At 70.7% G+C, this 15218-nt stretch carries 12 protein-coding genes and 1 pseudogene; 7 read left to right on the forward strand and 6 right to left on the reverse strand.

The features are described from left to right. Nucleotides 1–126: 126 nt before the first annotated feature. The 4 genes from ABD830_RS08295 to ABD830_RS08310 all read left to right on the forward strand — a co-directional run bounded on the left by ABD830_RS08295 (nt 127) and on the right by ABD830_RS08310 (nt 6252). Complete coding sequence (locus ABD830_RS08295) at nt 127–798, forward strand: response regulator transcription factor (protein ID WP_344985892.1); 672 nt, start codon at nt 127–129, stop codon at nt 796–798. Beyond that, nucleotides 795–2123 (forward strand): sensor histidine kinase, encoded by a 1329-nt coding sequence (locus tag ABD830_RS08300; protein ID WP_344985893.1) that lies wholly within the window; start codon nt 795–797, stop codon nt 2121–2123. Before ABD830_RS08295 ends, ABD830_RS08300 begins: the two co-directional genes overlap by 4 nt. Before the next feature lie 65 nt (nt 2124–2188). Further along, nucleotides 2189–3106 (forward strand): DinB family protein, encoded by a 918-nt coding sequence (locus ABD830_RS08305; RefSeq protein ID WP_344985894.1) that lies wholly within the window; start codon nt 2189–2191, stop codon nt 3104–3106. A 233-nt stretch (nt 3107–3339) separates the two neighbouring features. Beyond that, complete coding sequence (locus tag ABD830_RS08310; protein ID WP_344985895.1) at nt 3340–6252, forward strand: hypothetical protein; 2913 nt, start codon at nt 3340–3342, stop codon at nt 6250–6252. 72 nt (nt 6253–6324) lie between these two features. Here the strand turns inward: ABD830_RS08310 and ABD830_RS08315 are convergent, their stop codons facing one another. Genes ABD830_RS08315 through ABD830_RS08325 form a run of 3 tightly spaced genes read right to left on the reverse strand, consistent with a single transcriptional unit; the run spans nt 6325 to nt 8224 of the window. Next, entirely contained in the window at nt 6325–6771 is a 447-nt protein-coding gene (locus tag ABD830_RS08315; RefSeq protein WP_344985896.1) for a DUF3037 domain-containing protein, read from the reverse strand. Continuing rightward, nucleotides 6771–7607, reverse strand: coding sequence for a HipA family kinase (locus tag ABD830_RS08320; RefSeq protein ID WP_344985897.1), 837 nt, complete (start codon nt 7605–7607; stop codon nt 6771–6773). The genes ABD830_RS08315 and ABD830_RS08320 overlap by 1 nt, the downstream gene beginning before the upstream one ends. Continuing rightward, on the reverse strand, nt 7604–8224 hold the full coding sequence (locus ABD830_RS08325; protein WP_344985898.1) for a TetR/AcrR family transcriptional regulator: 621 nt from the start codon (nt 8222–8224) through the stop codon (nt 7604–7606). Before ABD830_RS08325 ends, ABD830_RS08320 begins: the two co-directional genes overlap by 4 nt. A 55-nt stretch (nt 8225–8279) precedes the next feature. Between ABD830_RS08325 and ABD830_RS54115 the strand changes: the two are divergent. Next, nucleotides 8280–9666: pseudogene (locus tag ABD830_RS54115) on the forward strand (amidase). A gap of 87 nt (nt 9667–9753) precedes the next feature. Here ABD830_RS54115 and ABD830_RS08340 read toward each other — a convergent pair. After that, nucleotides 9754–10533, reverse strand: coding sequence for a phytanoyl-CoA dioxygenase family protein (locus ABD830_RS08340; RefSeq protein ID WP_344985901.1), 780 nt, complete (start codon nt 10531–10533; stop codon nt 9754–9756). 96 nt (nt 10534–10629) lie between these two features. On the opposite strand from ABD830_RS08340, the gene ABD830_RS08345 reads away from it, so the two are divergent. Together ABD830_RS08345 and ABD830_RS08350 are read left to right on the forward strand one after the other, a co-directional pair. Further along, entirely contained in the window at nt 10630–11490 is an 861-nt protein-coding gene (locus tag ABD830_RS08345) for an AraC family transcriptional regulator (RefSeq protein WP_344985902.1), read from the forward strand. A gap of 41 nt (nt 11491–11531) precedes the next feature. Beyond that, on the forward strand, nt 11532–12794 hold the full coding sequence (locus ABD830_RS08350; RefSeq protein ID WP_344985903.1) for an ABC transporter substrate-binding protein: 1263 nt from the start codon (nt 11532–11534) through the stop codon (nt 12792–12794). Between the two features lie 184 nt (nt 12795–12978). Here the strand turns inward: ABD830_RS08350 and ABD830_RS08355 are convergent, their stop codons facing one another. Next, nucleotides 12979–14259 (reverse strand): M28 family metallopeptidase, encoded by a 1281-nt coding sequence (locus ABD830_RS08355; protein ID WP_344985905.1) that lies wholly within the window; start codon nt 14257–14259, stop codon nt 12979–12981. 29 nt (nt 14260–14288) lie between these two features. Next, nucleotides 14289–15146, reverse strand: a complete 858-nt coding sequence (locus tag ABD830_RS08360; RefSeq protein ID WP_344985906.1) for a poly(ethylene terephthalate) hydrolase family protein — start codon at nt 15144–15146, stop codon at nt 14289–14291. Between the last annotated feature and the right edge of the window lie 72 nt (nt 15147–15218).

Genomic DNA, 15218 nt, shown 5'->3' on the forward strand with positions numbered 1-15218 from the left:
GGCGACCGGCCGGGCGGGCGCTCAGCCATCGGGGATTCACCCCCGGAGGCGGGGCGACGGCCATCCCGCCCGGCTGGGGCTTGCGGAGGGCTGGGCGGCGGCGGGCTTGGCGAGGAGAGTGTCATCATGCATGTCCTTGTGGCCGATGACGACGAGGCGGTGCGCCGCTCGCTGGCGCGTGCGCTCGCCCGCGAGGGGTACCACGTGAGCACGGCCGCCGACGGCCTGCGGGCGCTGGAGGCCGCGGGCGGCGGGCGGCAGGACGCGGTGGTGCTGGACATCATGATGCCCGGGCTGGACGGGCTGGAGGTGTGCCGCCGGCTCCGCTCCGGCGGAGACCGTACGCCGATCCTGATGCTCACGGCCCGCGACCTGGTCGCCGACCGGGTGGCCGGGCTGGATGCCGGGGCCGACGACTACCTGGTCAAGCCGTTCGCGCTGGAGGAGCTCCGGGCCCGGCTGCGCGCCCTGCTACGGCGCAGCGGCGCGGCTGAGGAGGTGCTGCGCTTCGCCGACCTGGAGCTGGACACCGCGGCCTGCCGGGCCTCCCGCGGCGCGCGGGTGCTCGACCTGACCAGGACCGAGTACACGCTGCTGAAGGTGTTCCTGCGCAACCCGAACCGGGTGCTGAGCCGCGGCGTGATCTTCGACGCCGTCTGGGGGTACGACTTCGGCCCGTCCTCCAACGCGTTGTGGGTCTACATCAGCTACCTGCGGGCCAAGCTGGAGGCCGGAGGCGAGCCGAGGTTGATCCAGACGGTGCGTGGGCTGGGGTACGTGCTGCGGGAGGAGCCGTGAAGCTGCGGACCAGGGTCGCGCTGGCGGGGGCGGCCGTAGTGGCGGCGGCGCTGCTGGCGGCCTCGTTCGTGCTGTATCCGTCGATGGCGTCCGGGCTGGCCGGGCAGCACGACGGGGAGCTGGTCCTGGCCGCCGGCCAGGCGCCCCGCCTGCTGAAAACGTTCAAGGTCACCGACGCGCGCCTGCCCGTGAGTCCGGTCACCGTGGGCAACACGCTGCTGCAGCTCTTCCCGCATCCCGTGGAGCCGGGCCCGACGGCCGGTTTCGTCCCGCTCACCGTCCAGGATGTCGCGGTCGCGGCAGGCAGGAGCAGCCCGTACTTCCAGGACGTGACCTACGACGGGCTGCCCTACCGCGTCTTCACGGCTCCGCTGACCGAGATCGACCAAGGGCTGGTACGCGCCGCGTTCCCGCTGGACCGGGACGACGCGACGCTGGGCAGGCTGAAACTCCTGCTGGCGGCGCTGACGCTGGGCGGCGCGCTGATCGCCGGGATGGGCGCGCGGCTGCTCGCCGGGCGGGTGCTGCGTCCCATCGGCCGCCTGACCCAGGTGGTCGAGCACGTCACCGCCACCCGTACGCTCACCGCCGGCGGCCTGGACGGCAGCGGGCGCGACGAGGTGGCCCGGCTGGCCCGGTCCTTCACCACGATGACGGGGGCGCTGCACGAGTCCCTGCTGGCCCAGCGGCGCCTGGTGGCCGACGCGTCGCACGAGCTGCGTACCCCGCTGACCAGCCTCATCACCAATCTGGAGCTCCTGGAGGAAGGACGCGGCACCGCCGACCCCCAGGCCCCCGCCCTGGTGCACGAGGCCCGCGCGCAGGCCGGGGAGCTGCGGGTACTGGTCAACGACCTGGTGGAGCTCGCCCGGTACGGCGACACCCAGATCCACCTCGAGGACGTCCGCCTCGACCTGGTGGCAGAGCGGGTGCTCGCCAGGGCGGGGACGCGCGCGCCCCATGTGCGGCTACGGGCCGAGCTCGCCGAGTGCCTGGTGTGCGCGGACCCGGACGCCGTCGAACGCGCCGTCGCCAACCTCGTCGACAACGCCGTCAAATGGAGCCCGCCGGACGGCGAGGTGCTGGTGCGGGTGAGCCCCTCGGGCACGCTGTCGGTCGCCGACCAGGGGCCCGGCATCGCGCCCCAGGACCTGCCGTTCGTCTTCGACCGGTTCTACCGCGCCGAGGCGGCCCGCTCGCTGCCCGGTTCGGGGCTCGGCCTGGCCATCGTGCGGCAGATCGCCGAGGCACACGGGGGCACGGTGCGGGCGGAACCGCTTCCGCAAGGGGTCCGGCTCGTCCTGTCGCTTCCCCTGGCGACCTGAGACGGTCCATCCAGACGCGCGTGCCCGGCCGCCTTCTGTCGGTGGTGGTGCGTAGCGTGCTGTCCATGGCGACACTCCTGGACAACCTGGTGGACCTCTCTGACTTCGCCTGGCAGCGCCTGCGCAACCGGCTCGAGGGTCTGACCGACGAGGAATACCTCTGGGAGCCGGTGCCAGAGTGCTGGACGATCCGTCCCTGCGCGGACGGATCGTACGAGGCCGACGGGGCGCGGCTGCCGCCCGATCCGCCGCCGTTCACCACGGTGGCCTGGCGCGTCACGCATCTGATCGACGTGCTCCAGGCCGAGCGGACAGCGACCTGGTTCGGGCACCGGCCGTCACCGCAGGACGGGCCGCCTGGGGTGCCGGGCGCCGCCGCCGACGCGCTGCGGGCGCTGGAGCACGCCTATGCGGTGTGGCGGGGGCGGCTGGCCGGCCTGAGCGGCGACGATCTCGCCCGGCCCATGGGTCCGATCGCGGGGCCGTACGCCGAGGCGGACGGCACCGCCTTCGCCCTGCACATCCTCGACGAGCTCATCCACCACGGAGCCGAGATCGGCGTCGTGCGCGACCTTTACCGTCAGCTCGGCCCGCAGGACCCGTTCGTGTTCACCTGTCTGCGCGGCGAGCGCGCGGAGATCGACGCCATGCTCCAGAAGGACCCGGCGCTGCTCGAGCGCATGCGTGCCGAGCGTCCCGCCCTGCTCGTGGAGGCGGCCGCGCTGCAGCGCTGGCCCGCGGTGGAGCTGCTCGTGGAGCTGGGCTTCGACGTCGACGCCCGTTCGGCGTCCGGCAGCGTCCCGGCCCACTATGCCGCCGCCACCGGCCACGTCGAGACCCTGCGGCTGCTGGTCGGGCGGGGCGCCGATCTGACCGTCATCGATTCGATGTACCAGGTCACCCCGCTCGGCTGGGCTCAGTGGTTCGGCCAGGAAGAAGCCGCCGACTACCTGCTGCGGCACCAGGCCGCCGGCACGGCCTGACACCGCAACCCACTCCCGCTGCCACGGCGGGGTCGATCAGTCGGAGGAACGGGGGCGGCCGGGCGGGACGAGGTCGCTGAGGGGGACGGCCAGCCAGAGCTGGAGCCGGTGGCCGGGGTCGGTCAGGGGGCGGCCGCGCGCCCGTGCCGGTTGAGTAGTCCCTTACTCAGGTGCGAATCGCACCATCCCGGCGACTCTGAGGCAATCGAGTCATGTGACGGGGAGGTGCAAGTGTGAGAGCTTTACGCAGAATGCGGCTCTGCGCGGAGTCGCTGGCGGTGACGCTCCTGGTGCTGGCCGGGGTGGCGCTCGTCGGCGTCACTCCGGCCCAGGCGGCTACCCACAAGGTCACCGTGAGCCTCTACAGGGTGGTCGAGCTGTCCTGCAACGAGGGCGACGGCGAGGCCTGCGGGAACGATTACTATCCGAAGTTCAACATCGACAACCAGGGCCTTTTCGACGGCAGAGACGATTTCTGCTGCGCCCATGGCAAGGATTTCACCACCAACTGGACGCACTCGGCCACCGTGGACGAGTCGCACAACCGGATCGCCATCCACCTGGAGCTGTGGGATCAGGACGACCTGACCCAGGACGACGTCATCCACTGGGTCAAGGGCAGGGACTACCTCGATCTCGAATTCGACCTGTTCACGTGCGTGTTCACGGGCAGCGGCCTGACCACGCAGCAGGGCGCGAACCTGCCGACGCTGGCCGGAGAGAGCGAGGGCACCGGCGACGACTCGGCCCGGGCCTACTTCACGATCAGCACCCCGCACTGCAAGGACGTGCTGAACGAGACCGACACCGACGGCGACGGCATCATGAACGGCTGGGAGACGCCCACGGGAGGTCTGGACGTCAACGGCGACACCCTGATCGACCTGCCTCTGGGCAAGGCGCCGTACAACGCGCTGCCGTACCGCAAGGACCTGTTCGTCGAGGCGGACTACATGCAGGGATTCGAGCCGCAGGACGGGGCGCTGGACGACGTCGTCAAGGCGTTCGCCGCCGCGCCGGTCGATCCTGATCCCGATTCGCCGGGCGGCTTCCGCGGGGTCACCCTCCACGCGATGAAGGGCGAAGAGGTGCCGCTGGTGCACGACATCCTGTTCAAGACCGACGGCGGTAACACGCAGGACGACTTCAACGACCTCAAGGGCCGCCACCAGGTGCCCGGTGAGTGCCCGGGCTTCTTCGGCACCGTCGACGACCGCAGGAGCGCGAACTGCGCGAACATCCTGAACGCCAAGCGGCAGGTGTTCCGCTACATGATCTTCGGTGACACCTTCAAAGAGGACACCCATTCGTCCGGCAGCTCCGAGTTCGACCCTGCGGGCCCCTCGGGCGGCAACGACTTCATCGTCACGATGGGCGCGCTCAGCCCCACGACCATCAACAGAGCAGGCGGCCGTCGGAACGCCGAGGCCGCGACCTTCATGCACGAGCTCGGCCACACGCTGAGCCTGGGCCACGGCGGCGGCGACACCGTCAACTGCAAGCCGAACTACCTCAGCGTGATGAACTACACCCTGCAGTTCGCGGACATGGACTCCTCGCGTCCGCTGGACTACTCCAGCGCGGTCAGGGGCACCGCTCTCACCACCATGCCGCTCAAAGAGGCCGGCCTCGACGAGAACAAGGGCGTGTACGGGACACCCGCCAACCCCAGCCGCAACATCGTGTACGGCCTCAAAGGCAAGGCCAAGGTCTGGCCCGCCAACGACGGCCGCGTCGACTGGAACGGCGAGCGCGGTGACAAGGAAACGAATGTCGCGGCCGACATCAACGTCATCGACTCGATCAAGCGATGCGACACCGCCAGCGCCGGGGAGACCCTGAACGGGTTCGACGACTGGGCCAACCTCCAGTACAACCCGCGGCTCGACGTCGGCTTCTTCGCCGACGGCGTGCGGCGCAGCGTGCCGGACGAGCTCACCGAGCAGACGATCCTGGCCATGACCCAGCGGGCCGACCTACAGGTCACGAAGTCGGCCGACCAGGCCGAGGCCGCCGGCGGCGACACCGTGAGCTACACCGTGGCCGTGACCGACCTCGGCCCCGGCACCGCGACCGCCGTCTCGGTCACCGACACGCTGCCCGACGGCACCACGCGGCAGCGCTCGCTGCCCGACCTGACCAACGGCGCCGTCCACACCGTCGCGCCGAAGTTCACCTACCAGGTGCCGTGCGACACGGCCGACGGCACGGTGCTCACCAACCGCGTCACCGTCGCCGGCAAGGACACCGACGGCGTGCCCGACCCGTACACCAGGGACAACGCCGCGCAGGCCACGACCACGGTCCGCGCGCCGGTGCTGACGGCGGGCATGACGGCGACGGCCGCGGTGAACGCCGGCGAGGCGATCGCCTACACCGTCACGTACGCGAACACCGGCGGGGGCGCCGCCTCGGACGTCACCGTCACCGGCACGCTGCCGGCCGGCGTCTACTACAGCCAGGCGCTCGACCAGGGCGCCGGGCCGAAGCCGGACTCGGTGACGCTCAACGCCGACGGCACCAGGACGCTGGTCTGGAAGGTGGGCGCCCTGCCCGCCGCCTCCGGCGACAAGAAGATCGTCTTCACGGCGCGGCCGACGCTGCTGGCCACCGCGGGCACCGCGTACACCGGCAAGGTGTCCGTGGCGTACCGGAACGCCGGCGGGGCCTGCGGGTTCGCACCGGTCACCGCCTCGGCGGCGACCTCGGTGACCGAGGTCGCGCCCAGCAGGACGCCGCTGCTCTCGACGGTGTGGGCGCTCCGGAACGACCTGCGCACCGCAGAGGTGCTGGCCCGCGTCCAGGCCACCGACACCCGCTTCGACGGCGCCGACGGCTCCACGCCGGACGGCGCGCTGTCCCAGCAGGAGGCGTCGGCGGTGCTGACGCTGCCGGTGACACAGCCGCGCACGCTCCAGGCGGAGCTGCTGGCCACGGCGTTCAACCTGGCCACGCGCCGGATCAACGCGGGCACCGCGGTGGACACGATCACCATCCGCCGGCTGGGCCTGAGCACGACCGGCGACGCCGTGCGGTACGCCCAGGCCACCCTGGCCCAGCCGCCGGGGCTGGGCAACCTCGTCCGCTACACCGACACCACGCTGGCCCTCACCGAGATCAACTCGGGCGTGGCCGAGCGCTACTAGTCCAAGTCCGACTCGGACAGCCCCGCTCGCGCCATGGCCGCCATGGGACAGCTGACTCTGCCCCGACCATCCTCAAGTGGGCCGACATCGGGCCAGAAGGGGTGGTCGGGGAGTGGTTACGGGGATGGTTGGGGGCAGGACGAGGAGGCGAAGCAGGCGGCCGACCTCGGCTTCCGGGTCGGTGGTGAGTCCCGTGTGGGTCGGACTTGCCTGGATGACGGTGCTTCGCGGTGCGGCGAGCCAGCGGAAGCGCTGACCGAGATCCAGGGTGATGGCCGGGCCTGCGGTGGCGTCGCCCACACAGATGGCGGCGACCGTCTGCAGGGCGTCTTCGATGGCCGTGATGTCCGCCGTGGGGTCGAGCATGCGCAGGCGATCGGCGTCCAGGTGGACCCGCGCGCCGAGGTATCGCCGCGCCCGGCAGTAGAGCATGACGCCCGCGTTGAGCGTTTCGCCGCGATCGATCCGTGGGACGACGCGCAGCAGCGCGTAGTCGAACGCCTCGGTCTGCTGGATCATCACAACCCCTTGCCACCGCGCGTGGCAGCGGGACGGCGCTCCGGCCGGGGCGGGGCCTGGGCGGCCGCGTCGAGTACGCCGGAGAGCCAGCTCTCGCGCGCTGCGAGACGGTGCGTGAGCCGGACCACGTAGGCTTCGCGGATCCGTTCCGGGGTGTCGAAGCCTTCCTCGCCGATGAGCCAGGGCTCCGGGACCGCCGCGACGGCGGCCTGGATGGCCTCGTCGGTGACCTGTGGCGTCAGCTCGGCGTCGGCGTCGGCGAGGTCGGGTTGGAAGCCGAGCATGACGTGGTCCGTGGCGTCGTAGGCTCGGGTGTCCCAGGAGGCCGCGCCGGCCCAGTTGTGGTGGAAGGTCAAAGCGGCCCCGTGGTCGATGAGATAAGGCCGGGCGTGCCAGGACAGCAGGTTCGGGTTTCGCCACGAACGGTCGACGTTGCCGATCAGTGCGTCGAACCACAGCACCCGCCCGGCCAGTTGCGGGTCGATCGTGAACGTTGCGGGGTCGAAGTCGAGGGAGCCGGGCAGGAAGTCCACGCCGAGGTTCGTGCCGGCGCTGGCCTTCAGCAGGGCCTGCACCTCGAAATCCGGTTCGGTGACGGCCAGCGCCGGGTGGAGCTCGACGGTGACCAGCCGCGGCACGGGCAGGCCCAACACCTCGGCGAGCCGGGCGCAGATGACCTCGGCGACGAGCACCTTGCGGCCCTGGCCGGCACCCACGAACTTGACCACATAGGTCCCGAGATCGTCGGCCTCCATGAGGCCGGGGAGAGAGCCGCCTTCACGAAGGGGCGTGATGTATCGCGTCGCGCGGACGCCTACCAGCTCGGTGTGGCTCATGCGTCGTGCTCTGTGCTCCGGAAGGTCGACCACGAGCGCATGAGCAGTTCGGCCGCGTCCACGATGACCTCCTCGGAGATCTCGTCCGGGAACAGCATCCGCTGGATGAGCAGGCCGTCTTCCAGGGCGTGCACGATCAATGCCAGGAATGCCGGATCGGCCGGGGGGTCGACGTCGAGGCCGGCGAAGGTGGCCTTGATGCTCCCGGTGTGGGCGTCGCGGGCGATACGTTCGCGTTCGGCCAGTTGCGGCCGGAATGAAGGGTTACGCAGAGCGTAAAGGATCAGCTCGGTGCGTAGCGACAGCCAGCCGAGCAGGTTCGCGGCCCGGTCCTTGTGCCATTCGCGGAGCCCTGCGTAGGGGTCTTGCTTCCGCGTGAGGGCGGTGACCTCCTCAAGTTCGCGGAGTGTGCGCTGTTTCAGCAGCTCGACGACGAGCTCGTGCTTGTCGGCGAAGTTGCCGTAGAACGCGCCGCGGCTGTAGCCGGCGTGCTCGGCGATCTGCTCGATGGACGCGCCGTTCACACCGCGCTCAGCGAACAGTTCCGCCGCGGAGGCGAGCAGCCGCGTGCGGGTTTCCTGCCTGCTCTCCTCACGGGTGCGTCGTCTGCGTGTCACATCCCACCCCAAATTTGGGTTCGTATCCAAATACAGTTGTGTATGTTAGCGGATTATGTGGAAGTCGAAAGCCACCGAGTTGGCCACCTCAGTACGTAAGGGCGAATACAGCGCGACCGAGGTCGTCCAGGCGCATCTGGACCGGATCGCCGAGGTCAACTCCACGATCAACGCGGTGACGGCCGTGCTCGCCGACAGCGCCATGGCCGCGGCCGCCGACATCGACCGCCGCCGGGCGGCGGGCGAACCGCTCGGCCCACTGGCCGGAGTGCCGTTCACCGTCAAGGAGAACCTCGATGTCGAGGGCGTGCCCACCACCCACGGCGTCCCCAAGTTCCGGGACAACGTGGCCGAGGCGGACTCGCCCTCGGTGGCACGGCTCCGCGCGGCCGACGCCATCCCGATCGGGCACAGCAACATGCCGGACCTGACGATCGGCGGATACACCAACAGCCAGCTCTTCGGCGAGACCCTGAACCCCTGGACCGTGGTGCGCAATCCGGGAGGCTCCAGCGGCGGTGACGGCGCCGCCGTCGCGGCCGGCATGGCCGCCATCGGCCTGGGAAACGACTCGGGCGGCTCCGTACGCGTGCCCGCGTACTGCTGCGGCGTCACCGCGCTCAATCCGAGCTACGGCCGCTTCCCGATGGTGCACCATATCAACGGGAGCACGCCGATGCTCGCGTCGCAGGTGTTCCCCAAGGACGGCCCCATCGCCCGCTCGGTGCACGACCTGCGCGCCGCCTTCGAGGCGCTGGCCGGCACAGACCCGCGTGACCCGCGCGCCGTCCCCGCCCCGCTGGACGGCCCCCCCGCTGCCCGGGCCCATCCGGGTCGCGGTCGTGGCCGACCCGGGCGGCTTCGGGGTGAACCCGATCGTCCGGGCGGAGATCGAGCAGGCTGCCGGAATCCTGGCCGACGCCGGTTACGCGGTGGAGGAGGCCGACGTACCGCGGCTGACCGACGGGCTCACCTCGTACCTCAAAATGATCACGTCCGAGTTCGGGCTGACCTGGCCGCGCCTGCGCACGCTGCTGACCGAGGAGAGCGCCCGGCACATGGAACTGAACCTGAAGCAACAGCCGCCGCTGGACCTCGCGGACTACCTCCAGCTCACCGCCGACCGGCATGCGATCATCCGTGACTGGCTGCTCTTCCTGTCCGACTACCCGCTGGTGCTCGGCCCGGTGTCCACCGAACCGCCGGGCGACCCGAGCGGCAGGGAACTGAACGCAGAGGAGAACGTCCGCATCGCCATGGCGGGGCGGCTGTGCACCGTGACCACGTTCGTCGGGCTGCCGGCCGTGGCCCTGCCCACGAGGGTCGACAACGGGGTGCCGCTGGGAGTCCAGATCATCGGCCGGCCCTTCCGCGAGGACCTGTGCCTGTCGGCCGCCGCGGTCATCGAGGCCGCCGCCGGCACGTTCACCCCGGTGAGCTGATCGCCGAGCCGAACAGGGAGAAGCCCGGGCCGGGCTTCGGTGAGGGCCGGATATCTGCCCTCACCGCGCCGCCTGCGAGGTGACTTCTCACGCCCACTTCGCGGAGTCGGCGAACGGCATGTGCTCGCCCTCCACGTACGTCGGGAACGGCTGGTACACGTTGGCCCCCGGCCGCCCGCGCAGCAGCAGGGCGGAGACGAACGGCTGCTGCTCGCTCGTGATGCGGGTCGAGGTCGGGATGTAGCGGATGGTCAGGCCGCAGCGGCGGCGCGGCGAGGTGTTGGCGTTGGAGGCGTGCAGGATGTTGGGGTGGTGGACCTCCACGTCGCCGGGCGCGAGGACGAGGTCCACCGCCTGCGACTCGTCCACGGTCACCGCGCTCTCCGAGCCGAGCACGTTGTCGATGTCGTCGCGCTGCCGCAGCTCGTGCAGGTCCTGCCGGTGTGAGCCGGGGATCACGCGCATGCAGCCGTTCTCGGGCGTGGCCTCGTCCACGGCCAGCCAGAGCGTGACCACGCGCATCGGCTCCAACGGCCAGTACGCGCCATCCTGGTGCCACAGGACCGGCTTGCCGGAGAAGGGCGGCTTGCTGATGTAGTGCGAGGCGAACAGCGCGATGTCCGAGCCGACGAACAGCTCGGCGAGGTCGAGCAGCCGGCCGTCGCTGACCAGCCGCACCCAGAAGGGGTCGCCCGCGACCAGCTCGGTGGCCAGGTCCTCGCCGAGCCGGTCCGGATGCTTGGCCTGGAGCCAGGCGACGTGGTCGTTCGCCTCGGCGATCAGGTCGGGGTCGAGGACGTCGCGGAAGATCGTGTAGCCGTCGCGGTCGTAGTCCTGGAGGGTCCGGTCGACATCCGTGATCACCATGTGCTCCTTGTGCGAGGTGGGCGTCGATCCGGATTCTTCGGTCTTCGGGCCGCGAGTTACTAGTACTCGCCGCTCCATAAGTATTAATTTCCTGACATGCCGACCGTCCTGCGCTGGGCCGAGTTCGCGGCCGGTCTGCCGTACCACGCGGCTCTGGTGCCGGTGAGGGGCAGCCGCAGGGACCGGCCCGAGCCGCACAGTCACGCGGACTTCCACGAGCTCGTCTTCGTCACCGCGGGGACGGGCGCGCAGAGAGTCGGCGAGGTGGAGCTGCCGCTGCGCGCGGGCGACGTGGTGCTGGTACGCCCGCACGACCGCCACGAGTTCTCCTCGACCGACGGCATGCGCTTCGTCAACATCGCCTTCCCGAGCGAGCGCTGGCGCGCCTTCGCCGACCTTGCCGGGCTCGCGGGCCCGGTGGACTGGGATCGCCGGGAGCTTCCGCTGTCGGCGCGGGCCGAGCTCGACGGGCCGGTGGCGGCGGAGTTCGGCCGCGTGCTGGGCGCCTATCCGGGCGTGCCCCGCGTCCTCGACCTGGTCGGGCTCTGGACGGCCGTCGTCCCCCTGCTGGAGCGCGCCGACGGCACGGCCGTGGACCCGCGGCCCGGTTGGCTGGTGTCGGCCTGCGCCGCGATGAGCCGCGAGGAGAACCTGCGCGAGGGCCTGCCCAGGCTGCTGGCGATGGCCGCGGTCAGCTCGGGCCACCTGGCCCGCTCGATGCGCAGGCACTACGGGTGTACGCCGGTCGCGTTCGTGGCCGGACGCCGGCTGGAGCACGCCGCCCTGCTGCTGGCCACGACGACGGAGGGCATCGGCCGGATCGCCCAGCGCTGCGGTTTCTCCGGCCAGTCGTACTTCGGCCGGCTCTTCCAGGAGCGGTACGGCATGGCGCCCAGACGTTACAGGGAGGTTACGCGGCGGGCGGTCGTCCCTATGGACACCCAAGATATCAAGTGATTAGATGACTCAACCCCCAAAGATCGAAGAGGAGGCCGGGCATGATCCGGTCACTTGGTATCGCCGCCGCCGTCTGCCTCGCTCTCGCCGCCTGCTCCTCCGGCGGATCCACCCCGAAGCAGGCCGCCGGCAAGACGGAGCTGAAGCTCTACAACGACAAGGGCGCCTGGAGCAAGTACTTCGACGAGATGGGCAGCCTGTCCAAGCAGCAGATCGGCCTGTCGATGAAGCCCGTGGGCTACACCGACGAGCCGACGTACCAGGCGTTCATCAAGGCGTCGTTCCGCACGGACGTGAAGCCCGACCTGTTCACCTGGACGACGGGCGGCCGGCTGGCGGAGATCGTCGCCCAGAAGCAGGTGTCGGAGACGACGCCGATCTGGCAGGAGGCGATCAAGAACGGCGACCTCTCGGCGGATCTGGCCAAGTACTACACGGTGGGCGGCAAGCAGTACTGCGTGCCGCTGAACGCGGCGTACTGGGGCATGTTCTACAACAAGTCGATCTTCGACAAGTATCAGCTCAAGCCCCCGACCACGTGGGACGAGCTGATCAAGGTCGCCGACACGCTGAAGAAGAACGGGGTGACCGCGTTCTACCACACGTCGGTGCTGTTCTCCTTCGTCTGGTTCGAGCAGCTCCTCGCCGGCACCGACCCCGACCTCTACGACCGTCTCGCGACCGGGCAGGCGAAGTACACCGATCCCGGCGTGGTGGAGGTGATGAAGCGGTGGAAGTCGATGATCGACGCCGGTTACTTCAACAACCCGGGCGACAAGACCGACCCGGGCGACGTGCTCAAGACCGGCAAGGCGGCGATGGTGTCGTTCGGCACGTGGTTCAACACGAGCATGACGCAGCGCGACCTCAAGGCGGGCACCGACTATGGCTTCTTCGTCATCCCGAACGTCAACCCGGCCCTGCCCAAGACCTCGATGATCTTCGAGAGCGGTCCGCTCTGCTCGCTGGCCAAGGCGCCCGACCCCGACGCCAGCATGAAGTACCTCAAGTGGTGGGTCGGCTCGGCCGCGCAGGAGAAGTGGTCCACCGCCAGGGGCGACGTGTCGGCCAATCCCAAGGTGGCCATCGCCGACCAGGCCATCGCCGAGGTCAGCAAGGCGGCGGGGAGCGGGCAGTATCGCCTGGTCAACCGGTATTTCGAGGCCACGCCGCCGCCCGTGCTCACCGCCGCGCTGGACGGCTTCGGCGCCTTCGTCGTCAAGCCGGACACCTATCAGAAGGTCCTCACGGACATCCAGGCCGCCGCCGACGAGTACTGGAGCACCCACCAGCAGGGGAACTGACGGCGGCCGCCCTGGCGCCCCGCGGACGAGCGGGGCGCCAGGGCGGCTACGGCGCCGGCTCGCCCACTACAAGATCCCCCGGTACGTCCACGTGGTGGACGCGTTCCCCATGACCGTCACGGGCAAGATCCGCAAGGTGGAGATGCGCGAACGGGCCGCCGCCATCCTCGGCCGCTCATGACCGTCACGAGGGCTCGCGGGCGCTCCAGCCCGCGGTGCCCTCGACGATCCTGACGGCGGCGCGGGCCAGCGGCTCCAGCCCGGCCACGTCCACCTTGTCCAGGGTGTCGGCCGAGTCGAACAGGTACATCGGCGCGGACAGGAAGTGCACCAGCGGCACGCCCTCCGGGTGGAAGTAGGCGCCGTCGGTCGGCGGCATCGGGGAGAACACGTCGGGCGGGAGCACGAACGAGCGCCGCAGGTCCTCGGCGACCAGCGCCTCATGGACGAGCCTCTCCAGCTGGGGTCGCCTGGAGGTGAACCACCAGCGCGGCTCAGGATCGCCCGTCGGCACCAGTTCGCCGTCCACGCCGACGCATCGGAGTGCGGCGTGCTCCAGGTGGAGCTGGAGCACGACGTCCGGGAGCATGGCCCGGTTCTCCTCGATGAACGCCCGCGTACCGGCGGCCAGCGCCATGTGACCGGCGGTGAGCAGGAAGATCAGGTTGTGCGGACGCTCGCGGGCGGGCACGGAGGCCCAGTGGCGGGCGGCGGCCAGCACGAGCGCGATCCCGGTGGCGTCCTCCACGGCCGAGGCCCAGGGCGCGTCGTGGTGCGAGCCGACGATCACCCACTGGTCCGACGCGCCCGGCAGGGTCCCGATGACGTTGTGCGAGACGGCGGGGCCGCTCTCCGCCTCGACGGTGAGCACGCCGGTGCGCGGCCCCTCGTCCATCAGCGCCAGCACCTGCCGGGCGTCGCGACCGGACAGCCACACGGCCGGGATGTCCCTGGGCTGGGCGTCGTAGGGGGCGTAGTAGTCGCGGGTCTCCCACGGCACGCCGGTCAGCCCGCCCGCGAACCCCGCAGCGCCGTCCCGCATCGCGCCGTGCAGCACGTCCAGGTAGTCGAGCTGGAACGGCAGCACCTGCGTGAGCGAGTCGAACACGCCTTCCGGGTCGTGCCAGGCGGTCGCCAGGTCCCTGACGTACGACTGCGGCAGCTCCGTGAACGCCGTCTCGGCCACCACGATCGCCCCCGGCGCGACCTGCCTGCTCAGCGGCGCCCGCACCTGGGCCTTCGCCCGCGTGTACGGCAGCGCGAACGCCTCGAACCCGGGCCCGCCCTCCACCGCGAGGCTGGCCGCGACCGGCTTCCAGCACGGCAGCTCGACGGGCGCCAGCCGCACATCCTCCAGCCCGAACTCCTCGAAACGCTCGGCGGCCCACGCGGCGGCCCAGTCGTCGGCCGGATAGCCGGGGCGTCTGATGCCCCGCTCGATGATGGCCTGAATCCACGCGACCATCTCGGCTGCACTCGGAATCATCGCGGCTCTCAGCTGAGGTTCTTGAGTGCCTGGTTCTGCCAGGCGGTGTTGGTGGGCAGCTCGGGCGCGGAGCCCGCGAAGGCGCCGCGGGCGAGCGCGTCGTCGCGTAACCGGTACATGAGCCAGGCGGTCAGGTAGCCGAGGAACCCGCCGCCGCCGTTCTGGATGTCGTTGTGGCCCGCGCCCTTGAGCAGCGCCTTGCCCGCCGCGCCGGGCACCTGGTCGTAGTAGCCCTGGACGGCGGCGGCCGAGGAGATGAGCCAGTCGTTCGCGCCGCTGAGGAAGAGCACGGGGCAGGTCAGCGCCGCGACGGAGAACTCGTCCCCCGCGCCGACCCAGACCTGGGCGGGCAGCGCGATCGGCACGACCGTCGTGATCAGCCCGGCGGAGTGGTTGGTGGCGTTGACCGAGCCGCCCGCGCCCTGGGAGTGGCCCACCGCCGCGACCCTGGTCACGTCGAGCTTGCCGGCGAAGACGCTGCCGGAGTCGGAGTTGAGCCCGACGAGGTGCTGTGCGGCGGCCAGGATCTCGGCTCCGGTGCCCGTGGTGGTGTCGGTCGAGGCGACGACGGCGAAGCCCCAGGAGGCGAGCTGGCTGAGCACGCCGGGGTAGTTGTCGGGGGTGGCGTTGGTGCCGTTGCCCCAGGTGACGATCGGGTGCGCGAACCCGCCCGCGCCCAGGTCGGCCGGGTAGTAGAGCCGGTGGCCGCCGGAGGTGCCGGTCGCGACCGCGTGCGGGCCGCGGACCGCGAAGTGCGACTCGATGGCGCTCGCCGCCTCCGCGGACGTCGTACGGGACAGGACGCCCGCCGCCAGGAGGCCCGCGATGCCCGTCCGGAGCGCGCGCCGCCGAGTGATGTGTTCCATGGTCACCTCGCGGGGAAGGGTTTGAAGACATGAACGTCTCCTAACCGAAGGGAAGTACGATCGGTGAGCGAT

The sequence above is a fragment of the Nonomuraea helvata genome (assembly GCF_039535785.1).
GTDB classification, from domain to species: Bacteria; Actinomycetota; Actinomycetes; order Streptosporangiales; family Streptosporangiaceae; genus Nonomuraea; species Nonomuraea helvata.